The sequence below is a fragment of the Bradyrhizobium sp. MOS001 genome (assembly GCF_004634465.1).
GTDB lineage: Bacteria > Pseudomonadota > Alphaproteobacteria > Rhizobiales > Xanthobacteraceae > Bradyrhizobium > Bradyrhizobium barranii.
The window spans coordinates 1-22,406 of the sequence record NZ_SPVJ01000011.1 but is presented as its reverse complement, the minus strand read 5'-3'; the positions used below and the strand labels follow the sequence as shown (position 1 = coordinate 22,406).

Sequence of the window (22,406 nt, the reverse complement as noted above, 5' to 3'; positions counted from 1 at the left end):
ATCGAATGGCCGGATGGACCGAAGCCGGCAAAGGCCCGATCTCGTCATCTTCGACTGCGACGGCGTGCTCGTCGACAGCGAACTCTTGAGCTGCCAGTGCTTGGTAGACGAGCTGTCCGGATTTGGGATTTCGCTGACACTCGCGCAGGCGCTCGAGCTGTTCCTCGGACGAAGCACGAGCGCGGTCACGCAACATTATCGCGAACTCGGCCAGGCGATGCCGGCCGATTTTCCCGTCCGGCTGAAGTCGCGCGTACTGACCGCCTTCGAGAAGGCGCTCCATCCGATTCCCGATGCGGATACCGTCCTGTCCGGACTGCGCGTGCCGAGTTGCGTGGCCTCGTCGAGTGATCTCGACCGCGTCGCGCTGTCGCTGAGGGTGACCGGTCTCGCGCCCCATTTCGGCGACCGGATCTACACGGCGCAGATGGTCACGCACGGCAAGCCCGCGCCGGATCTCTTTCTCCACGCGGCGGAGAAAATGGGCGCGCTCCCTGCGCGCGCACTGGTGATCGAGGACAGCGTCAGTGGCGTGCTGGCCGCGAAGGCTGCCGGCATGACCGTCTGGGGATTTGTCGGCGGCAGCCATTATCGCGGGCGCGACGGCCAGGTTATATTGTCCGGCGCCGGGGCCGATCGGGTCTTCGCGCACATGAGCGAATTCTGGGAGGCATAGGCCGCCATGGCCGTCGAGAACGAAAAGTCCAGGCTCGACGATGCCGCGCGTGCCGGCTGGCTCTATTTCATTGCCGGTCACACCCAGGACGAGATCGCAAAGATGCTCCAGGTCTCGCGGGCCTCCGCGCAGCGGCTGGTCTCGCTGTGCCTCGCCGAGCGTCTCATCACATTCCGTCTCGAACATCCCATCGCCGCCTGCATGGAACTGGCGGCACGCCTGAAGGCGCGCTTCGACCTCAGCCATTGCGAGGTGGTGCCGGCTGACCCTGCCGCGCCGCAGGCCACGGCGGGCATCGCCGAACGCTGCGCCAATCTGCTGGATTCGACGTTGCGGTCGGAAACGCCCGTCATCGTCGCGCTCGGCACGGGGCGGGCGGTGCGCGCCGCGGTCGAGCGCGTGACGCCGATCGACCGGCCCAACCACCAGATCGTCTCGCTGGTCGGCAACATCTCCGCGGACGGTTCGGCGAGCTTCTACGACACTGTCGGCCGGCTCGCCGACCGCACCGGTGCGCGGCACTATCCGATGCCGCTGCCGTTCCTGATGTCGTCGGAAGACGAGCGCAACAAGATGGTGCGGATCGAGCCGATCGCGAAGGTCAAGGCGGTCGCGGCCAAGGCGGACTTGCGCCTCGTCGGTATCGGCCAGATGGACCAGAGAGCGCAAATCCACATCGACGGCTTCGTCACCCGCGACGAACTGTTCGAGATGATGCGGCAGGGGGCGATCGGCGAAATCACCGGCTGGGCATATGATTCCAAGGGCCGCCTGCTCAAGGCCGGTACCAACAAGCGCCTCACCAGCATTCCGCCGGAGGTGCCGGCCAAGACCACGACGATCGGCGCCGCGGTCGGTGCGGCCAAGGTGCCGGCGATCTCGGCCGCGCTGAACGGGCACCTGATCAACGGCCTGATCACGGACGAGGCGACGGCAAGGGCGATTTTGGAGCGGTAGGGCGGGCGCTACAGCCACTTGCGCCAATGTCATCATCCGCGAATGCGGATGATCCAGTACGCCGCGGCCTATCCGGAGCAAAACCAACCCACGACACGGCGTACTGGATGCCCCGCTTTCGCGGGGCATGACAGCGAAGGCGGAGGAAAAGCTCCGGCCCTCCCGCACCGCAGCACTCATAAGTTGCGGGAACGCCCGCGCGCCTGCTTGACAAGCGATGTACCTCGGCCGAACATACGCCCAACGCGTGGGCATATGCTCAGAAGCGCGATCCTAGGGAGGTCACCGTGAAACACGTCCTCGGCGCCGTCTGCGGCGCGTCTTGCCTGTTGCTGGCCGTCCCTGTGATGGCCGAAACGACCCTGACCATCGCCACCGTCAACAATGGCGACATGATCCGAATGCAGGGGCTGACCAGCGAATTCACCAAGAAAAATCCAGACATCACCGTCAAATGGGTGACGCTGGAGGAGAACGTGCTGCGCCAGCGCGTCACCACGGATATCGCCACCAAGGGCGGCCAGTTCGACGTTTTGACCATCGGCACCTATGAGGTGCCGATCTGGGCCAAGAAGGGCTGGCTGGTGCCGCTCGCCAATCTCGGCGCCGATTACGACATCGCCGACCTGCTGCCGAAGATCAGGGACGCGGTCTCCGTCGACGGCAAGCTCTACGCCGCGCCGTTTTATGGCGAGAGCTCGATGGTGATGTATCGCACCGACCTGTTCGAGAAGGCCGGCCTGAAGATGCCGGAAAAGCCGACCTGGGATTTCGTTATCGACGCCGCCAAGAAGCTCACCGACAAGAGCGCCGGCACCTACGGCATCTGTCTCCGCGGCAAGGCCGGGTGGGGCGAGAACATGGCGTTCCTGTCGGCCATGGCCAATTCCTACGGCGCGCGCTGGTTCGACGAGAAGTGGGAGCCGCAGTTCAACACGCCGGAATGGAAGACGACGCTCACGACCTATGTCAATCTGATGAAGGAGGCCGGCCCTCCCGGCGCGAGCTCGAACGGCTTCAACGAGAATCTGGCGCTGTTCAACGCCGGCAAGTGCGCGATGTGGATCGACGCGACAGTGGCGGCGTCCTTCGTCACCAATCCGAAGGAGTCCAAGGTCGCCGACAAGGTCGGCTTTGCGCTGGCGCCGAACACTGGGCTCGGCAAGAACGCCAACTGGCTGTGGGCCTGGAGCCTCGCGATCCCCGCCGGCTCCAAGAAGACGGAAGCCGCCGAAAAGTTCATCGCCTGGGCCACCAGCAAGGATTACACCAAGCTCGTGGCGTCGAAAGACGGCTGGGCCAACGTGCCGCCGGGCACGCGCACCTCGCTCTACCAGAACGAGGACTATCTGAAAGTCGCGCCGTTCGCGAAGCTGACGCTGGCCTCGATTGATGCTGCCGACCCGAACAAGCCCACCGTGAAGCCGGTGCCTTACGTCGGCGTGCAATACGCGGCGATCCCCGAATTCCAGGGCATCGGCACGCAGGTGGGCCAGCAATTTTCCGCCGCGCTCGCGGGATCGATGACGGTCGATGCCGCGCTTGCCGCGGCGCAGTCCGCCACCGAGCGCGAGATGAAGCGCGCCGGCTACATCAAGTGAACCCGAGCTCTCCCTCCTGAGCTCAAACTGGCGGCCATCCACCAGCCAGCCCCGAATGGATGGCCGCCTTCTTCCTCCCAGCGGAGACGCCAAGGATGGCAACCCGGCAGACGCAGTTTCTTGCGCGCTCGCTCCTGACGCCTGCGGTCGGGCTGCTGTTCATCTGGATGATCGTTCCGCTGGCGCTGACGATCTATTTCTCGACCCTGCATTACAGCCTGCTCGATCCCGGCTCCGAGGCGTTCGTCGGGCTGGAGAATTTCCGCTACTTCCTCACCGATCCCGCCTTCCTCGCCTCGCTCCAGAACACGCTGGTGCTGGTCGGCTCGGTGCTGGCGCTGACGATCCTGCTCGGCATCCCCCTGGCGCTGCTGATGGATCAGCCCGTGATTGGCCGCAACATCGTGCGGCTGATGGTGATCGCGCCGTTCTTCGTGATGCCGACCGTGAGCGCGCTGGTCTGGAAGAACCTGTTGATGCACCCGGTCTCCGGCCTGTTCGCCTGGCTCGCCAAGCTGGTCGGATTGACACCGATCGACTGGTTCACCGACGCGCCGCTGTTCGCGGTGATCCTGATCGTCGCCTGGCAATGGCTGCCCTTCGCGACGCTCATTTTGCTGACCGCACTGCAATCGCTCGACGAGGAGCAGAAGGAGGCCGCCGAGATGGACGGCGCCAGCGCGGTCTCCGCCTTCATCTACATCACGCTGCCGCACCTGGCGCGTCCCATCACCGTGGTGATCCTGATCGAGACTATCTTCCTGCTCACGGTGTTCGCGGAGATCTTCGTCACCACCGGTGGCGGACCGGGCCTGCAAACCACCAACATCGCCTTCCTGATCTATTCGCAGGCGCTGATCCAGTTCGACGTCGGCAGCGCCTCCGCAGGCGGCCTCGTTGCGGTCGTGATCGCCAATGTTGTCGCTTTCTTCCTCGTCCGCATCGTCGGCCGCAATCTGGAGGCTTGAAACATGGCGCGGATGGCGACGACGCAGCGGGTGGTGGTCTCGACGATCGGAGCGTGGTTCTTCGGCTTCCTGATCTTCTTCCCGATCCTCTGGATGGTGCTGGCGAGCTTCAAGACCGAGTTAGAGGCCTTCGCCATTCCACCGTCCTTCCTGTTCTTCCACTGGACCACGGAAAACTACGCGACCGTGCAGGAGCGCAGCGATTATTTCCACCACGCGATGAACTCGATCATCATCGCCGGCGGCTCGACCTTGATCGCGCTGCTGATCGCAATCCCCGCGGCCTGGTCGATGGCGTTCGCACCGACCAAGCGCACCAAGGACATCCTGCTCTGGATGCTCTCGACCAAGATGATGCCGCCGGTCGGTGTGCTGGTGCCGATCTATCTCATCTTCAAGACCTTCGGCCTGCTCGATTCCCGCATCGGCCTCGTCTTCATCCTGTGCCTCGGAAATTTGCCGATCGTGATCTGGATGCTCTTCACCTATTTCAAGGAGATCCCGCGCGACATCCTCGAAGCCGCGCGCATGGACGGCGCCACCATCGGCCGCGAGCTCATCTACGTCTTGACGCCAATGGCGATCCCGGGGCTGGCGTCGACCATGCTGCTCAATCTGATCCTGGCCTGGAACGAGGCGTTCTGGACGCTCAACCTGACGACCTCGAACGCCGCGCCGCTCACCACGTTCATCGCCTCCTATTCGAGCCCGGAAGGGCTGTTCTGGGCAAAGCTGTCGGCGGCCTCGACGCTGGCGATCGCGCCCATTCTCGTCCTCGGTTGGTTCAGCCAGAAGCAGCTCGTGCGCGGGCTCACCTTCGGCGCGGTGAAGTAAAGGGGCTGGCGGATCATGGGTCAGATCACACTTCAGGACGTACAGAAATCCTTCGGCCCCGTTCACATCATCAAGGGCGCCGATCTCGAGATCGCGGACGGCTCCTTCGTGGTGTTCGTGGGACCGTCCGGCTGCGGCAAGACCACGCTGCTGCGCCTGATCGCCGGGCTCGAGGACGTGTCTGGCGGCAAGATCCTGATCGACGGCAAGAACGTCGTCGACACGCCGCCCGCCAAGCGCGGGCTGTCGATGGTGTTCCAGTCCTACGCGCTCTATCCGCACATGAGCGTGCGCGGCAATATCGGCTTCGGCCTGAAGATGGCTGGGCTTTCCAAGGACGAGACCAACCGCAAGGTCGAGGCGGCGGCCGCGACACTGAACCTCACGCCCTATCTCGATCGCAAGCCGCGCGAGCTCTCCGGCGGCCAGCGCCAGCGCGTCGCGATCGGACGGGCCATCGTTCGCGAGCCCAAGGCGTTCCTGTTCGACGAGCCGCTGTCCAACTTGGACGCGGCCTTGCGCGTGCAGATGCGGATAGAAGTCACACGGCTCCAGAAGCAGCTTGGTACCACCGCGATCTACGTCACCCACGATCAGGTCGAGGCCATGACCATGGCCGACAAGATCGTCGTGCTCAATGGTGGCAAGATCGAGCAATATGGCTCGCCGCTGGAGCTCTATGAGCGGCCCGCCAATCTCTTCGTCGCCGGCTTCATCGGCTCGCCGAAGATGAACTTCGTCACTGGCGAGCACGCCTTGCAGAAGGGGGCGGCGACGATCGGCGTGCGGCCGGAGCATCTCAAGATCGAGCGCGATGGTGCCGGCGGCTGGCAGGGAACGATCGCGGTCGCCGAGCATCTAGGCAGCGACACCTTCCTTTATGTCGATGCCGGACCGCTCGGCATGCTGACGGCGCGCTACATCGGTGAATTGAGCCTGCATGCCGGCGACCACGTGTCGCTGGTGCCGGATCCCGCGCGCATCCATCGCTTCGACGAGAGCGGCAACGCGCTTCGGGGCTGACAAGAAACGGCAAGAGACGGCAAGAAACGGAAAGACCACCATGTACCTCGAAAAATTCAAGCTGAGCGGCAAGACCGCGTTCATCACCGGCGGCGGGCAAGGCATTGGCCTTGCCTGCGCGGAAGCGCTGGCCGAGGCCGGCGCGAAGGTCATCATCGGCGATCGCGACAGCAAGGTTGCTGACAGCGCGAAGGCAACCCTGAAGGCGAAGGGTTTTGACGTCGAGACGGCGATCATGGATGTCACCGACACGAAGCGCGTGGCGGAGGTCGCGGCCGACCTCGTCGCCCGCCACGGCAAGGTCGACATCCTCGTCAACAATGCCGGCATCGCCCGCAGCGAGACGCCGGCCGAGACCGTCACCGACGAGCACTGGCTCAACGTCATCGACGTCAATCTCAACGGCACCTTCTGGTGCTGCCGCGAATTCGGCAAGCACATGCTGAAGGCCAAGAGCGGCGCCATCGTCAATGTCGGCTCGATGTCGGGCTTCATCGTCAACAAGCCGCAGGAGCAGTGCTTCTACAACGCCTCCAAGGCCGGCGTGCACCATTTGACCAAGTCGCTGGCCGCCGAATGGGGCGCGCGCGGCGTCCGCGTCAACGCGGTGGCGCCGACCTATATCGACACGCCGCTCAATGCTTTCGTGAAAAGCACCCCGAAAATGTATGACGCCTGGATCGGCGGAACCCCGATGGCGCGGATGGGGCAGGTCGAGGAGATCGCCTCCGTCGTGCTGTTCCTGGCCTCGGAGGCCGCGAGCCTGATGACCGGCAGCATCGTGCTGGTGGATGGCGGCTACACTTGCTGGTAGGCTTGCGTCAAAACTGACGAGAGCGACCGGGAGCGACAATGCCGCGAGCGTATATCGGCGTCGACGTGGGGACCACGAGCACGCGGGCAGGGGTGTTTGACGAGGCGGGCACCCTCCTTGCCACCGCCAAGCATCCGATCCGGATCTGGCACGAGGCCGGCGACATCGTCGAGCAATCGTCGTCCGACATCTGGGAGGCCTGCGCCAAGTCGGTGCGAGCGGCGATGGCGGAAGCTGCCATCGCGCCCGACAGCGTCGGCGGCATCGGTTTCGACGCCACCTGTTCGCTGGTCGTCCTCGATCGGCAAGGCGAGCCGGTCACCGTCAGTGCCTCCGGCGACCGCCAGCGCAATGTCATCGTCTGGATGGATCATCGCGCTACGGCCGAGGCACGGCTGATCAACGAGACCGGGGACGCGGTGCTGCGCTATGTCGGCGGTTCGATCTCGCCCGAGATGGAGATGCCGAAGTTGCTGTGGCTGAAGCGGCACATGCGCGCGAGCTTCGATGCCGCCGGTCATTTCTTCGATCTGGCAGATTATCTGACCTGGCGCGCGACCGGGTCGCTGCAGCGCTCGACCTGCACGGTCACCTGCAAGTGGAACTACCTCGCACACGACGGCGGCGGCTGGAGCGCGCCGTTCTTCAAGCGCATCGGCCTCTCCGATTTCGTCAGCGAGAAATACGCCCGCATCGGCACCGAGATCGTCGCGCCCGGCACGCGGCTCGGCGAAGGCCTCACCCGAGCTGCGGCTGCGGAGCTCGGCCTGTCGCCGGGCACGCCGGTCGGCGCCTCGCTGATCGATGCCCATGCCGGCGGCATCGGCGCGATCGGCGGACGCGACGGATCGGGCGGAACGAGCGATGTCAGCGACCGTCTCGCCTACATCATGGGGACGTCGGCCTGCATCATGGCGACGACGAAGGAGCCGTGCTTCGTGCCCGGCGTATGGGGCCCTTATTATTCCGGCATGGTGCCGGACTTCTGGCTCAACGAGGGCGGCCAGTCGGCTGCGGGTGCGGCGATCGACCATCTCCTCAAGTCGCATCCCGGCCATGCCGAGGCGGGCGCGGCGGCGCGCAACGAGGGTGTCGACCTCATCGAGTACCTCGAGCGGCGCATCATCGCGCGCGCCGGTGACGCCAGCCGCGCCGCGCTGCTCGCCCGCGACGTCCATGTGCTTCCCGAATTCATCGGCAACCGCTCTCCCTACGCCGACCCCGACACCCGCGCGGTGATCGCGGGCCTCGATCTCGACAGCGACGTTGGTGCGATGGAGCGGCTGTTCGTCGCCGGCCTCTGCGGTCTGGCTTATGGCCTCGCCGAGGTGATCGAGGCCTTTGCCGCGCATGGCGTCCATTCCAGCATCATGATCATGGGCGGCGGCGCGAGCCGCAGTCCGCTGGTGCGGCAGATCATGGCGGATACCACCGGGCTCACCGTCGCGCTGCCGCAAACGAAAGAACCCGTGCTGCTGGGCGCCGCGATGCTCGGCGCGGTGGCCGGCGGTGCCTATGCCTCGATCGGCGAGACCATGGCGAAGATGTCGGCGCTGGGACGGAAGAGCGAACCGACCGCGCTCGGCATGGCCGCGTTTCATGCCCGCAAGCGCGAGGTCTACAAGCTGCTGCGCGAGGTCGATCGCAGCAGCCGTGAAGCGATGCGCGAGGGTGCCGGAGGTTGAAACGGATGTTGATTGCCTGCGGCGATGCGCTGATCGATTTCGTCCCGACGCGAAACACCGAGGGGCGAGAGGCGGTGATGCCTGCGGTCGGCGGCTCCTGCCTCAACGTCGCGATCGGCATGGCGCGGCTGGGCGCGCCGACAGGATTTGTCGGCGGCGTCTCGACCGATATGTTCGGGCGCATGATCGTCGACCACGCCACCGCGTCGAACGTCGAGCTGGGGCTTGCCACCCGCAGCGACCGCCAGACGACGCTCGCCTTCGTGCGCATCGTCGCGGGCGAGTCGCACTACGCCTTCTACGATGCCGAAACCGCGACACGGAACTGGACCTACCGGCGCGGCGCGATTCCGTTCGCGAATATCGAGGCCGTTCATGTCGGCTCGACCACGCTGGTGAACGACCAGGGCGCCGCCGAGACGAAAGCCCTGATCGCGGACGCGCGCGCGTCGTCGACGATCTCCTTCGATCCGAACTGCCGCCCCAATCTGGTCAAGAACAAGCCGGCCTATCTCGCGCGCATGGCCGAGTTCGCAGGCCAAGCCGATCTCATCAAGATGTCGGATGTCGATTTCGCGTATCTCTTCGGCGAGGAGCAATATCAGCAACGCGCGAACGCGTTGCTGGGGCAGGGCACGAGCCTCGTCGTCATCACCCGCGGCAACAACGGGGCCATTGCCTGGCACGCGAGCGCAGGGCAGGTCGAAGTTCAGGCGCCGAAGGTCGAGATCGCCGACACCATCGGCGCCGGCGACAGTTTTCAGGCTGCGCTCCTGTTCGCCCTGCACAAGCAGGGCCGCATCAGCCGGCAGCAGCTGAAAGACATCGGCGCGGACGAGCTTCGCCGCGCGCTGTCCTTTGCCGCCAATTGCGCCGGCCTGACCTGTACCCGCCCGGGCGCCGATCCGCCGTGGAGCCATGAAGTCACCTGGAATGTCTAGCCCGGGTCCGCATCACAGCCGTGCCACGACCTTCTCGGCGCATTTGAGGAAGGTGCGGATCAGCGGGCTCTGCGAATCCCGCCGCCAGCACACGGCGATATCGATGGAGTCGGCGGCATCCCGCAGCGGCCTGAACACGATGCCCTGCGGCGCGCCAAGCTTCGCGCAGGCCGGCAGGATCGCAAGCCCCTCGCCGGCGAGAACGAGGCTCATCGCCGAATGCACCGTCTCCACCCGGCTCGCGATCGGCATCACGATCTGATGCCGCCGCAGCAAGGCTGCGACCGCGGAGGAGGCGGGGTCTTGCTCCGGCGGCGGCAGCGCGATCAGCGGGCGGCCCTGGAGTCGAGCCATCGGCACCGCGCTCAGGCGCGCAAGCGGCGAGCGCTTCGGCATCGCCAGCATGAACGGTTGTGCGCCAATCCGCGCCACCTGGATCTCGGGATGGTGGATCGCCGGCATGCACAGCGCGACGGTGACGCTGCGGTCGAGCAGCCGCGCCTCGCGCGTCGAGGCGCTGAGCTCGGCGAAGTCGAGGTCGACGCCGGGAATGGATCGCCGCAGCTCGGGGATCAGGCGCGGCAGCATGGCGTTCGCCAGCACGAACATGTATCCGACCGAAATCCGCCCGCGGCTGCCGGCCGCGACCGCCCGCGCGGCTTCGACCCCGTCGGCCGCAAGCGCCAGCGCCTCGCCGGCGCGCACCAGCAGGGCCTGGCCGGCTTCCGTCAGGTCCATGCCGCGCGTGCCGCGGCGGAACAGCGGCGCGCCAACCTCGGCCTCTAACTTGCGGATCTGGACCGACAGCGGCGGCTGCGCCATCCGCAGCCGTTCGGCGGCCTTGCCGACGCTGCGCGCCTCGGCCACGGCGACGAAGTAGCGAAGCCGGTGAAGATCCATTGGCATACCGAAAACGTATGGGTTGACCACCAAAATGGTATTGGACGCTGAGTTAACAGAAGTGTCATTCTCGCTGTCAATGCCTTGTCAATGCTTGGGCCAACGAGGGCCGGCTTCGGAGCGATGATTTGACGATGAACGGCGATCCCTGCCTGCTGTCCGCAACCGAGTTGCGCGGCCTCATTTCCACGAAGAAGATTTCGCCTGTCGAAGTCACCCGCGCCGTGCTCGCGCGCGCCGAGGCGCTTCAGCCCGAGCTGAACTGTTTCATCACGCTCTGCGGCGACGAGGCGATGGCGCAGGCGCGTGCGGCTGAGCGCAAGGCGATGGCCGGCGAGCCGCTCGGCCTGCTGCATGGGCTTCCGGTCACCGTCAAGGACATCGTCAACACCAAGGGTGTGAGGACCACCTTTGGCGCCGTTCCCTACAAGGACAATGTGCCCACCGAGGACGCCGTCGCAGTCGCAAAGCTGCGCGCGGAAGGCGCGATTCTGATCGGCAAAACGACCACGCCGGAATTCGGCAGCAAATGCCTGACCGACTCGCCGCTGTTCGGCCGCACCCGCAACGCGTGGAGCGCTGAGCGCTCCTCCGGCGGCTCCAGCGGCGGCGCTGCGGTGGCGGTGGCGAGCGGCATCGCGCCCCTTGCGATTGCGACCGATGGCGGCGGATCGACGCGAATTCCCGCAGCCTGCAATGGCGTGGTCGGGCTGAAGCAGAGCAACGGCGTGATCGCGCACAGCCAGGCGCTCGACGCCTTCGGCAACCAGACCTATGTCACGCCGACCACGCGCACGGTCGCCGACACCGCGCTGATGATGCAGGCGATGGCCGGTGAGGATTCCTGCGATCCCTGGTCGATCGGCGTGCCCGTGCCCGATTTCATCGGCACCGCCGCGCCGCGCGGCGATCTGCGCGGGCAAAGGATCCTGTTCTGTGCGTCGCCGCCCGGCCGCCCGGTGTCGTCAGATGTCGCGGCCAGCTTCAAGGCGAGCCTCGACCGGCTGGCCGGTCTCGGTGCCGAGCTCGAGGAGTTCTCCGGCGAGGGGTTTGACATCGAGCCGATCTGGCGCGCCATCAACCACACCGTCTGGCGCACGCGTTTCGCCAAGCTGGTGGCCGAGCACGGCGCCGTCCTCAGCGAAGCCTTCGTCAAGCAGGTCGCGCTCGCGACCAATGTCAGCGGCATCGCCTATCAGGAGGCGATGTTCGCGCGCACCGCGCTGTTCCGCCGTGTGCAATCCCTGCTTGCGCGCGGGCATCTTTTGGCGATGCCGACCCTTACCCGCACCGCGCTGCCGATCGACCAGGACCTGTTCGGCACCATCGAGATCGACGGCAAGCACTTCGACAGCGTCCGGCCGCACTGGTTCCCCTGGACCATGCCGTTCAACATGACCGGACACCCCGCGATCAGTCTTCCCAGCGGCTTCGGCGGCGACGGCCTGCCGATCGGGCTCCAACTCGTCGGGCGCTTCCGTGCCGATGCCGAATTGCTGCGGGTGAGCGCGCTGTTCGAGGCCTCGCACGATCTTCTGTCCCGCCGGCCCGGCTGAGGTGAGGTACATGCCGCAAAGGACTTGCCTCCGGCGCCCGGACATGTTGATCGTGCGGCGGATGAGCCCTGAAGCCGAGCGCGCATGAGCGTATTCTTTCTTCGACGTCTGTTTACCTTGCTGGCGACGCTGGTCGGCGCATCCGTGATCATTTTCCTGGTGCTGGACGCTCTTCCGGGCAACGCGGCGCAGATGCTGATGGGCGCCGATGCCTCGGCCGACGCGGTGCGTGCGCTCACCGTCAAGCTCGGGCTCGACCAGCCGCTGGCGGTTCGCTATCTGCAATGGATCAAGGGCCTCCTCGTCGGCGATCTCGGCAACAGCTATGTCTATGGCACGCCGGTCGCGAGCCTGATCGCGGAGCGGCTGGTGCTGACCGTTCCGCTCGCGATCATGTCGATGCTGATCACGGTGACGCTGGCGCTCTCGGCCGGCATCTACACCGCGGCCAACCACAACAAGCTCGGCGACGTCGGCGTAATGTCGTTGACGCAAGTGGGCATCGCGCTGCCGAATTTCTGGTTCGCGATCCTGCTGGTCCTGCTGTTCTCGGTGCGGCTGCAATGGCTCTCGGCGGGCGGCTTTCCCGGCTGGGAGGATGGCATCTGGCTCGGCATCAAGTCGCTGCTGCTGCCGGCGATCTCGCTCGCCGTGGTGCAGGCCGCGATCCTCGCGCGCGTCACGCGCTCGGCCGTGCTCGAAGTGCTGCGCGAAGATTTCGTCCGCACGGCGCGCGCGAAGGGTCTCGGCAAGCGCGAGGTGCTGTGGAGCCACGTGCTGCGCAACGCCATGATCCCCGTGATGACGGTGATGGGGCTGCAATTCGCCAATCTGCTCGCCGGCACCATCGTGATCGAGAACGTGTTCTACCTGCCGGGCCTCGGCCGCCTGATCTTCCAGTCGATCGCCAACCGCGACCTGATCGTGGTGCGTAATTGCGTGATGCTGCTTGCGGCCATGGTCGTCATCGTGAATTTCGTGGTCGATGTGCTCTACGCCTTCATCGATCCCCGCATCAAGGTCCACGATTTGTGAGCGCGCCCCTGGCCACTTCGGTTGACGCCCCGGTCGCAACGCGTCCGCTGCCGGCCCGCACCTTCTGGACCCGCGCGCTGCGTCACCGCAGCTTTGTGCTCGGCGGAGCGCTGAGCCTGCTGGTGCTCGCCTCGGCGCTGCTGTCGCTGGTGTGGACGCCGTGGTCGCCCTATGAGATCGACATCGCCTCGAAGCTCCGGCCGCCGTCGGCGGCGCACTGGCTCGGCACCGATTCCTTCGGCCGCGACATCGTCTCGCTGCTGCTCGCAGGCGCGCGCTCGACCATTCTGGTCGGCATCATCGCCGTGAGCATCGGTCTCACCTTCGGCGTCTGCCTCGGCCTGGTCGCGTCGGCCAAGCGCGGCTGGACCGAAGAGATCATCATGCGCTTCTCCGATTTCACCTTCGCCTTTCCGGCGGTGCTCTCCGCAATCATGCTAGCCGCGGTCGTCGGGCCGGGCATGGTGACCTCGATCATCGCGATCGGCATCTTCCAGATCCCGACGCTGACCCGGCTGACGCGCGGCTCGGCCAACGCGATCTGGGCGCGCGAATTCGTGTTGGCCGCGCGCGCGTCGGGCAAGGGCAAATTCCGCATCACCATCGAGCATGTGCTGCCCAACATCCTGTCGATCCTGATCGTGCAGGTCACGATCCAGTTCGCGCTCGCCATCCTTGCCGAAGCCGCGCTGTCCTATCTCGGTCTCGGCACGCAGCCGCCGCAGCCGTCCTGGGGACGGATGCTGAACGACGCACAGACGCTGCTGTTCCAGTCGCCGATGCTTGCGGTCTATCCGGGCGCGGCGATCGCCATCGCGGTGCTCGGGCTCAATCTGCTCGGCGACGGACTGCGCGATCTGCTCGATCCGCGACTGGCGCGGGAGCGATGACGATGGGGGAGCGCTCAACCCTGCCGCTGATCGAGGTCGCCAATCTCGGCGTTCGCCTCAACACCAGCCGCGGACCCGCGCAGGCCGTGCGCGGCGTCAGCTTCACCCTCAAGCGCGGCGAGACGCTGGGTCTCGTCGGCGAATCCGGCTGCGGCAAGTCGGTGACGGCGCTGTCGCTGATGGGCCTCTTGCCAGACAGTGCTGTCGTGACCGGCAGCATCAGGCTTGACGGCAGCGAGCTCGCCGGTCTGTCGGATGCGGATTATTGCAAGCTGCGCGGCAACCGTATCAGCATGATCTTCCAGGAGCCGATGACCGCGCTCAACCCGATGCACACGATCGGCCATCAGGTTGCCGAGCCGCTGCGGCGTCACAAGAAATATTCGGCGGCGCAGGCGCGGCGTGAAGCGATCGCCTTGCTCGACCGCGTCGGATTGCCCGACCCCGCAAGGCGGATCGACGCCTATCCGCACCAGTTCTCCGGCGGTCAGCGCCAGCGCGTCACCATCGCCATGGCGCTGGCCTGTGAGCCCGACCTCCTGATCGCGGATGAGCCGACCACGGCGCTCGACGTCACTATCCAGGGCCAGATCCTCGACCTCATCGCCGATCTCGTCGAGGAGCGCGGCATGTCGATGATCCTGATCTCGCACGATCTCGGCGTTATCGCCGAGAACGTGCAACGCATGATGGTGATGTATGGCGGCACGGTCGTCGAGAGCGGGCCGACCGACGAGGTGTTCCGCCGGATGGGCCATCCCTACACGCAGGGCCTGTTCCGCGCCCGGCCGAAGCTCGGCGCGCGCAAGGGGACGCGGCTGACGACGATCTCGGGGACGGTGCCCGAACTTGCGGAATTGCCTGCCGGCTGCACGTTCGGCGACCGCTGTCCGCTGGTCGAGGACAAGTGCCGCGTGGCGCTGCCGCCGATGATCGAAGTCGGTCCCGGTCACGGCGTGCGCTGTGTGCGCACCGATGTCTCCATGGCCGCGAATGTCGGAGCGCTGCCCGCATGACCGCAGCGCCGCTTCTCGACGTCAAGAATCTTGAGCAGCGTTACACGCTGCCGCGCGAAAGCCTGTTCCGCCCGCCGGGCCAGGTGCGCGCGCTCAACGGCGTCAGCGTGCGGGTCGATGCCAGCAAGAGCCTCGGCGTCGTCGGCGAGTCTGGTTCGGGCAAGTCGACCTTCGCGCGGGTGGTGATGGCGCTGGAGCGGCCGATGTCGGGGCAGGTCGCGCTGCTCGGGCGCGATCTCAACCGCATCTCGCCCGACGAGCTGCGCCGCGCGCGCCGCGATTTCCAGATGGTGTTCCAGGATCCTTACGGATCGCTCGATCCGCGCCAGACCATCGCGCGCATCGTCGCCGAGCCGCTCACCGTGCTGGAAGATGCCGACCGCACCACTTTTCGCGCCCGCGTCTCTGCGGTGCTGCGGCAGGTCGGCCTGCGCGATGCCGACATGGACAAATATCCGCACGAATTTTCCGGCGGACAGCGCCAGCGCATCGCGATCGCGCGCGCGCTGATCACCCAGCCGAAGCTCATCGTCGCCGACGAGCCGGTTTCCGCGCTCGACGTCTCCGTGCAGGCGCAGGTGCTCAATTTGATGCAGGACCTCCAGGAGCAGTTCGGCCTGAGCTACATCCTGATCAGCCACGACCTCGCCGTGGTCGACTATCTCTGCGACGAGGTCGCGGTGATGTATCTCGGCCGGATCGTCGAGCAGGGCAGGCCGGAGGACCTGTTCGAGCGCTGTGCCCATCCCTATACGCGGGCGCTATTGGATGCCGTGCCGCGGGCGCGCGCCGGCGGCGGCCGACGGCGGCGCGGGGCCCAGGCGATCGCCTCGCAATCGGTGACTGCTGCCGGATGCCCCTATGTCGCGCGCTGTCCGCTCGCCGACCAGCATTGCCGCGAGGTTCCGCCCTTGCTACGCAAGGTCGGCGAAGCCCATCTCGCCGCCTGCCACAAGGCGGAGGCCGTGATGGCATTGCCGCACGCGGTCATGGAAGGTTAGTGTCCCCCATGGAATTGGCGTAGGCTGAGACAAGAGAAGGCCGGGGAGTTACGCATGTTCAGGAAATTATCGATCGTCGCATTTGCCGCCGCGCTTGTCGCAGCACCGCTGCCGGTGCTGGCGCAGGGCAAGAAGGACAGCGTCGTCATGGCGATGGCGCTAGAGCCGCCAGGGCTCGATCCCACCATCGCCGCCGCGGCCGCGATCGCCGAAGTAACGCTCTACAACATCTATGAGACGCTGACCAAGATCAACGAGGACGGCTCCGTCTCGCCCTTGCTGGCGGAGAGCTGGACCGCCTCGCCCGACCTGAAGACCTACACGTTCAAGCTGCGCAAGGGCGTCAAATTCCAGAACGGCGAGCCGTTCGATTCCGCGGCGGTGAAGTTCTCGTTCGAGCGCAACGCGATCGCGACCAGCACCAACAAGGACAAGAGCCTGTTCCAGGCTTTCGAGAAGGTCGACGCGCCCGACGCCGACACCGTCGTGATCACGGTGAAGTATTCCGAGCCGAACCTGCCGTTCCTGCTCGGACAGGCGAGCGGTTCGATCGTCGAGCCGAAGAGTGCAGCCACCAACGGCACGCAGCCGGTCGGGACCGGGCCCTATCAGCTCGGGGCCTGGGCCAAGGGCTCCTCGATCACCCTGACCAAATGGGCCGACTATCGCAACGCCGCCGCGATCAAGCTGTCGAAGGTGACGATCCGCTTCATCTCCGACCCGGCCGCGCAGACCGCGGCGCTGCTCTCTGGCGACGTCGATGCGTTCCCGCGCGTTGCGGCAGCGCGCGCCATCGGACAGTTCAAGGCCGATCCGCGCTTCAACGTCATGGTCGGCGGCTCCCGTGCCAAGACCATCGTCGGCATCAACGAGCGCAAGAAGCCGCTCGACGACGTCCGCGTGCGCCGTGCCATCCTCGCCGCGATCGACCGCAAGGCGATGGTCGACGGCGCGGCTGATGGTTTCGGCACGCCGATCGGCAGCTTCTACGTGCCCGGCGCGCTCGGCTTCGTCGACACCACCGGCATCAACCCCTACGATCCCGAGAAGGCCAAGAAGCTGCTGGCGGAAGCCGGCGTCACCACGCCGCTCGAACTGTCGCTGAAGCTGCCGCCGCCGTCCTATGCGCGGCAGGGCGGCGAGATCCTCGCGGCCCAGCTCGCCAAGGTCGGCATCATCGCCAAGATCGAGAATGTCGAATGGGCGCAGTGGCTGTCGCAGGTGTTCGCCGGCAACGGCCCGCACAATTTCGACCTCACCATCGTCAGCCATGTCGAGCCGTTCGACCTCGTCAAGATCACCGAGCCGGACTACTACCTCGGCTACAACAACGAGGCCTTCAACGCGCTCTACAAGCAGATCGTGTCGACGCCTGACGAGGCCGGCCGCGCAAAGCTGCTCGGCGATGCCCAGCGCATGCTGGCCACCGACGCGGTCGCCGGCTTCCTGTACCAGCCCCAGCTCATCACCATCACCAACAAGAAGCTGAAGGGCGTCTGGAAGGACGTCCCGCAATACGAGAACGATTTCTCGACCTGGTCCTGGGAGTAGGGGCCGTTCGATCAAGTCGAACCTGCTGCAACGTTGACCTCTCCCCATCGGAGGAGAGGTCAATCTTTTTGGGCAACCCAAAACAAAAACCTGAAAAACAACCCCATGCACAGTAGCCGGGGTTAGATATTTCAATGGCTTGCACGGTCCGCTCGATGGCTTGCTGAGCCATGCGATGCGGTTGACCCGTCGGGCAAAACACCGGCAATATACGATCATCGCGGCGTCATGGTTCGGGACGCGCCGTCAGGCGAGGCACGCCATGAAGAAGCCATCCCGCCGCGATGCCGGCATCGCCGCGGCTGCCGTCAGCGCTGAAGCACCGATCACTCTGAAGCTCGACAATGCGCCGATGAGCGATATCGCTCATGCGCTGGCCAGCGGACAGGTCACTGCCACGGCGCTGACCAAAGCTTACCTCGCGCGCATCGAAGCTTATGACCGCAACGGGCCCGCGCTCAACTCCGTGCGCGCGATCAATCCCGACGCGCTCGGGATCGCTGGCGAGCTCGACGACACAAAACCATCGGCCAAGCGGCCGTTGGCGGGCATCCCGATCCTGGTGAAGGACAACATCGCGACCGGCGACAAGCAGCCGACGACGGCGGGCTCGCTGGCACTGGAGGGCGCGCGCGCCAGGAGAGACGCGACAATCGTCAAGCTGCTGCGAAAGGCCGGTGCGGTGATCCTGGGCAAGGCGAACCTGACGGAGTTCGCCAACATTCTCGCGGCCGACATGCCCTCGGGCTATTCGTCGCTCGGCGGCCAAGTGAAAAACCCTTACGCGCCGGCGCTGATGGGCGATCACGGCATTCCGGTCGTGCAGCCAGGCGGATCAAGCGCGGGTTCGGCGGTCGCGGTGGCGGCCGGCCTGTGCTCGGCCTCGATCGGCACCGAGACGTCGGGCTCGCTGCTGTATCCCGCAAGCCAAAACGGCCTCGTCACCGTGAAGCCGACCGTTGGGCTGGTCAGTTGCGCCGGCATCCTGCCGATCGCGCACAGCCAGGACACTGCAGGGCCGATGACGCGCACGGTGCGCGACGCGGCGATGCTGTTGAACGTGTTCGCGGCCGAAGACCCACTCGACCCCGCGACCGAGCGGCAGCGGCGGCCGGTCGACTACACCGCCGACCTCGCGACCGACGCGATGAAGGGCGCGCGCATCGGCGTGCCGAGCGACTCGACCGACCCGCTCAACGATCGCTATTACGGCAAGCTGCCGCCCAGGTCGGCCAAGGTGATGGTCGACGCGATCAAGGTGCTGGAGGATCTGGGCGCCATCATCGTGCGTGCCAACATGCCAACATCTGGCTGGATCGGCGGGCCGGGTACGAGCATGAACGTGCTCAATCGCAATCCCCTGAGTCGCAACAAGGGTAATCTGGCGACGCCGCCGATCGTCTTCCTCTACGAGCTGAAGCACGATCTCAATCTCTACCTCAGCGATTGGGCGACGAACACAGAGATGAAGACCATGGCCGACATCGTGGCCTTCAACGAGGCGAACGCTGAGACGGCGCTGCGGTTCGGCCAGGACCTGTTCCTCGCCGCCAACATGACCAGAGGCGATCTCAGCGAGCGCGAGTACAAATCGGCGCGGGCCATGGACCTGCTCTCCGCCAAGACGCGCGGCATGGACGCCTACATGAACCAGTACAAGCTCGACGCGGTGCTGTTTCCCGGCGCCGCCGGCTGCGTGATATCAGCGAAGGCGGGCTATCCCAGCGTCATGGTGCCGGGCGGTTTCATTTCGGGAGCAGACGACAAGGACACGCCTGACTATCCGCTCGGCGTAACCTTCGCAGGCCGTGCCTGGAGCGAGCACAAGCTGCTGCGTCTGGCCTACGCCTATGAGCAGGCGACCGACATGCGCAAGCCGCCGCCCGGCTTGCCCGCGCTTTAGATGTCACTGGCCGAGAGGATCAGGCGGAAATCCCTGCTCGCGCGTCGGACCCGTTTCTGGCCAGTTCCTAAAGTTCAGAGTGACAAATTGCGCGACACGCCCAAGGCGTCGACAAGAAAATCGATGAACAGGCGGGCTCGCAGGGGGAGTTGTCGTCCGAATGCGTGCAGGACGTAGACCGGTGTGGTGAACATCGGTATGCCCGGCAGCACGACATTCAATCGTCCGGCGGCAAGCTCGTCCTCGATAGCGATGCGCATGAACTGCGTGATGCCAACGCCTTTTATGACCGCCTCAATCAACGACTGGGCATCGTCGCTATCGAAGGGGCCATTGGGGATGACCCGTGTGCCGTCCGCAAAAGTAAATGCTTGCGGCCGGCCACCAAGCAGATGGCGAAGGCAGGCATGCTGAGTGAGATCGTCGATCGACTGCGGGATTCCTCGTCGCTGAAGGTATTCCGGCGATGCGCCCAGAACATATTGCAGGACACCTAACGAGCGGCCGATCAGGTTTGTGTCTTCCAATTCGCCAATTCTGACAGCGAGGTCGAAACCCTCGCGGATGAGATCGACACGGCGGTCCGTGACGCTGAGATCAAGCTTGATGTCCGGATAGCGCTCCAGGAACGAGCCCGCCCATGCGGAAATCAACGGGCGTCCAAATGTACTCGGCACAGTGACCCGAAGCACGCCACGGACGTTTCCCGGAACCTGCACGACGTCGTCGGCTTCCTCTATCGCGCGCAGATGGGGAGCGACGTGCTCGTAGTAAGCGGCGCCTTCGGACGTTGGGCTGAGTGTGCGCGTTGAGCGCTGCAGCAAGCGCACGCCGAGGCGTTGTTCGAGGCGCGAAACGCTTTTCGATACCGCCGAGGGGCTGGCGCCGATCGATCGCGCGGCGCCGGCGAAAGAACCCGCGTCAACCGTCCGCACGAAGGCCAGCAGACCGGCCGTTCTTTCTAGAATCGTTGTCATTCAGGACTTTGGATCGCGAAAGAACCGAACGAAAGACGGCTAATCGGCCATTTATGAACGAATAGTCTGACTTTCGCAATGGAGGCCCCGACAACCGAGTTGGTCTTCCAATGCCCTTCATCGCTGAAGCTCGTGCAAAAAAGGAAAAGCAGTATGTCTGCGCAAATCAAGCCAACGATCGTTTTCTGTCACGGCATTTGGGCCGATGGCTCCTGTTTCAGCAAAGTCATTCCAGCATTGCAGGCCGACGGGTACGAAGTGATCGCCGTTCAATATGGCCTGGACTCCTTTGAGGAGGACCTGGCGACGGTGAGGCGCACACTCAATCGTGTTGGCAGCCCGGTCCTTCTCGTCGGCCATTCGTATGGCGGCGCCACCATCACGGGCTCGGGCACCGATGAACGCGTGGTCGGTCTCGTCTACGTTGCAGCGGTCGCTCCGGATGCCGGCGAGACCGTACAGGACCGGCTCGACAAGTATCCGTCGGATATCTTCTCACGCGTCGAGGTCGCCGATGGGCGTGCCTGGATGCTTCCGAGCGGCACCGAGTTCTTCGCAGGAGACCTCTCCGCGGAAGACCAGAAGCTGGTTTGGGCCACCCAATATGCGCCCGTCTACAATCTGTTCCAGCAACAGAAGCTCAGCGCCGACAAGATCGCGTGGCGGTCGAAGCCGAGCTGGTACATTCTGGCCACGCAAGACCATACCGTGCATCCGGATCTGCAACGCTGGGTGTCGAAGCGCATGGGAGCGACGGTCACCGAAGTGGCGAGCAGCCACGTGCCGATGCTCTCCCAGCCAAATGTGGTTATCGACGTGATACGCAAAGCCGCGGCCGCCGTTCAAAAAAGCTGATCGCAAATAAGATACATTGCCGGACACGAAGGAGAGGTCGTTCGCGAGGCGACCTCTCTTATTCATGGGCTGGCGTGCGACGGCCGCTCTTGGCCCTTCGCAGACGTGGCGTTGCTCGATGCAGATTTCGGCTTGTGACCCCAAGCTGGCGTGCTGGGGCATTGGCGCGGTGTCGGCTTTTGACCCTGGCTGTGTGAAAACGCCGCTGCTTTGCTATGATTCTCTCGTGATTCTGCGGGGGAAGCTGATGAGGCGCTTCGTTGAGCAGGCGGATCGTGGGCAGTGGACGCTATTGCCCGAATGCCTCGATGATTTCATTGACGAGAACAACCCTGTTCGCGTGATCGACGTGTTTGTCGATGCGCTCGATTTGGCTGAGATGAGCTTTGAGGGTGTGGAGCCAGCAGCGACTGGTCGGCCATCGTACCACCCCTCAATTCTCCTCAAGCTTTACATTTACGGCTATCTGAACCGGGTGCAGTCGAGCCGGCGACTCGAACGCGAAGCCGGACGCAATGTCGAAGTCATGTGGCTGCTGGGTCGGCTCACACCTGATCACAAGACAATCGCAGACTTCCGCAAAGACAATGGCCTGGCGCTGCGCAGGGTATGTGCTCGCTTCGTCGAGCTCTGCCGCGAGATGGGCCTCCTCGCGACGGCGAGCGTTGCCATCGATGGCAGCAAGTTCAAGGCCGTGAACAACCGCGACAGGAACTTCACACGGGCGAAGGTGGAACGACGGCGTGCCCAGCTGGAGGAGAGCGTCTCGCGCTATCTGAGCCAACTTGACACGGCCGACCGGCAAGAGCCGACGGAGGCACTGGCTGCGAAGGTGACGAGGCTGAATGAGAAGCTTACAAAGCTGAAGGAGGAGATGGGCAAGCTTGCCGTCTACGAGAAGCAGATGCGTGCTTCGCCTGACCAGCAGATCTCACTGACCGATCCCGACAGCCGTTCGATGGCGACGAGCGGGCGCGGTTCCGGCGTCGTTGGCTACAATGTGCAGGTCGCCGTAGATACCGAGCACCATCTGATTGTGACGCATGAGGTGACGAACAGCGGCTCGGATCGGGCTCAGCTGGCCAATGTGGCCAAGCAGGCGAAGGCTGTTCTCAAGACCGAGACCCTCGAGGCCGTTGCCGATCGCGGCTACTTCAGCAGCCTGGAAATCCTCGCGTGCCACGAGGCCGGCATCATCGTGACTCTACCCAAGCCGCAGACGT

General features: G+C 65.0%; 20 protein-coding genes. 18 read left to right on the top strand and 2 right to left on the bottom strand.

Annotated elements, in window-relative coordinates:
* Window positions 1–13 precede the first annotated feature (13 nt).
* The 9 genes from CT676_RS16910 (at window position 14) to CT676_RS16870 (ending at window position 9,499) form a co-directional block, all read left to right on the top strand.
* Window positions 14–676 (top strand): HAD family hydrolase, encoded by a 663-nt coding sequence (locus CT676_RS16910; protein ID WP_085399422.1) that lies wholly within the window; start codon window positions 14–16, stop codon window positions 674–676.
* Between the two features lie 6 nt (window positions 677–682).
* Complete coding sequence (locus tag CT676_RS16905) at window positions 683–1,633, top strand: sugar-binding domain-containing protein (protein ID WP_085399423.1); 951 nt, start codon at window positions 683–685, stop codon at window positions 1,631–1,633.
* A 287-nt stretch (window positions 1,634–1,920) separates the two neighbouring features.
* Window positions 1,921–3,234, top strand: coding sequence for a sugar ABC transporter substrate-binding protein (locus CT676_RS16900; RefSeq protein ID WP_085399424.1), 1,314 nt, complete (start codon window positions 1,921–1,923; stop codon window positions 3,232–3,234).
* Between the two features lie 95 nt (window positions 3,235–3,329).
* Window positions 3,330–4,202, top strand: a complete 873-nt coding sequence (locus tag CT676_RS16895; protein ID WP_085399441.1) for a sugar ABC transporter permease — start codon at window positions 3,330–3,332, stop codon at window positions 4,200–4,202.
* 3 nt (window positions 4,203–4,205) lie between these two features.
* Window positions 4,206–5,036: a carbohydrate ABC transporter permease gene (locus CT676_RS16890; RefSeq protein ID WP_085399425.1), complete on the top strand. Its 831-nt coding sequence runs from the start codon at window positions 4,206–4,208 to the stop codon at window positions 5,034–5,036.
* A gap of 15 nt (window positions 5,037–5,051) precedes the next feature.
* The gene (locus CT676_RS16885; RefSeq protein WP_085399426.1) at window positions 5,052–6,059 is read left to right on the top strand and encodes an ABC transporter ATP-binding protein; all 1,008 of its coding nucleotides are present in this window, start codon (window positions 5,052–5,054) and stop codon (window positions 6,057–6,059) included.
* Window positions 6,060–6,099: 40 nt separating this feature from the next.
* Window positions 6,100–6,873: an SDR family oxidoreductase gene (locus CT676_RS16880; protein WP_085399427.1), complete on the top strand. Its 774-nt coding sequence runs from the start codon at window positions 6,100–6,102 to the stop codon at window positions 6,871–6,873.
* Window positions 6,874–6,911: 38 nt separating this feature from the next.
* Window positions 6,912–8,558 carry an FGGY-family carbohydrate kinase gene (locus CT676_RS16875; RefSeq protein WP_135214994.1) on the top strand — a complete coding sequence of 549 codons (1,647 nt, stop codon included), beginning with the start codon at window positions 6,912–6,914 and terminating at the stop codon, window positions 8,556–8,558.
* A gap of 5 nt (window positions 8,559–8,563) precedes the next feature.
* Window positions 8,564–9,499: a carbohydrate kinase gene (locus tag CT676_RS16870; protein ID WP_085399429.1), complete on the top strand. Its 936-nt coding sequence runs from the start codon at window positions 8,564–8,566 to the stop codon at window positions 9,497–9,499.
* Window positions 9,500–9,511: 12 nt separating this feature from the next.
* Here CT676_RS16870 and CT676_RS16865 read toward each other — a convergent pair whose 3' ends face one another.
* Complete coding sequence (locus tag CT676_RS16865) at window positions 9,512–10,399, bottom strand: LysR substrate-binding domain-containing protein (RefSeq protein ID WP_063984460.1); 888 nt, start codon at window positions 10,397–10,399, stop codon at window positions 9,512–9,514.
* Between the two features lie 134 nt (window positions 10,400–10,533).
* On the opposite strand from CT676_RS16865, the gene CT676_RS16860 reads away from it, so the two are divergent.
* The 7 genes from CT676_RS16860 (at window position 10,534) to CT676_RS16830 (ending at window position 19,351) form a co-directional block, all read left to right on the top strand.
* Window positions 10,534–11,955 carry an amidase family protein gene (locus tag CT676_RS16860; RefSeq protein ID WP_085399430.1) on the top strand — a complete coding sequence of 474 codons (1,422 nt, stop codon included), beginning with the start codon at window positions 10,534–10,536 and terminating at the stop codon, window positions 11,953–11,955.
* 84 nt (window positions 11,956–12,039) lie between these two features.
* Window positions 12,040–12,990, top strand: coding sequence for an ABC transporter permease (locus CT676_RS16855; protein WP_085399431.1), 951 nt, complete (start codon window positions 12,040–12,042; stop codon window positions 12,988–12,990).
* Window positions 12,987–13,880, top strand: a complete 894-nt coding sequence (locus CT676_RS16850) for an ABC transporter permease (protein WP_085399432.1) — start codon at window positions 12,987–12,989, stop codon at window positions 13,878–13,880. Before CT676_RS16855 ends, CT676_RS16850 begins: the two co-directional genes overlap by 4 nt.
* 2 nt (window positions 13,881–13,882) lie before the next feature.
* Window positions 13,883–14,896 carry an ABC transporter ATP-binding protein gene (locus CT676_RS16845; RefSeq protein ID WP_167768070.1) on the top strand — a complete coding sequence of 338 codons (1,014 nt, stop codon included), beginning with the start codon at window positions 13,883–13,885 and terminating at the stop codon, window positions 14,894–14,896.
* On the top strand, window positions 14,893–15,897 hold the full coding sequence (locus tag CT676_RS16840) for an oligopeptide/dipeptide ABC transporter ATP-binding protein (protein ID WP_085399434.1): 1,005 nt from the start codon (window positions 14,893–14,895) through the stop codon (window positions 15,895–15,897). The genes CT676_RS16845 and CT676_RS16840 overlap by 4 nt, the downstream gene beginning before the upstream one ends.
* Window positions 15,898–15,951: 54 nt before the next feature.
* Window positions 15,952–17,448, top strand: coding sequence for an ABC transporter substrate-binding protein (locus CT676_RS16835; RefSeq protein WP_085399435.1), 1,497 nt, complete (start codon window positions 15,952–15,954; stop codon window positions 17,446–17,448).
* Window positions 17,449–17,710: 262 nt separating this feature from the next.
* A complete protein-coding gene (locus CT676_RS16830) occupies window positions 17,711–19,351 on the top strand; it encodes an amidase family protein (RefSeq protein WP_135214992.1) in 1,641 nt (546 codons plus the stop codon).
* Window positions 19,352–19,425: 74 nt separating this feature from the next.
* Here the strand turns inward: CT676_RS16830 and CT676_RS16825 are convergent, their stop codons facing one another.
* Window positions 19,426–20,328 carry a LysR family transcriptional regulator gene (locus tag CT676_RS16825; RefSeq protein WP_063984453.1) on the bottom strand — a complete coding sequence of 301 codons (903 nt, stop codon included), beginning with the start codon at window positions 20,326–20,328 and terminating at the stop codon, window positions 19,426–19,428.
* 153 nt (window positions 20,329–20,481) lie between these two features.
* Here CT676_RS16825 and CT676_RS16820 point away from each other — a divergent pair, with 153 nt between their 5' ends.
* On the top strand, window positions 20,482–21,183 hold the full coding sequence (locus tag CT676_RS16820; protein ID WP_135214991.1) for an alpha/beta hydrolase: 702 nt from the start codon (window positions 20,482–20,484) through the stop codon (window positions 21,181–21,183).
* Between the two features lie 247 nt (window positions 21,184–21,430).
* Window positions 21,431–22,406 (top strand): IS1182 family transposase (locus tag CT676_RS16815; protein ID WP_135215049.1); only part of this gene is annotated, 976 nt, incomplete at its 3' end.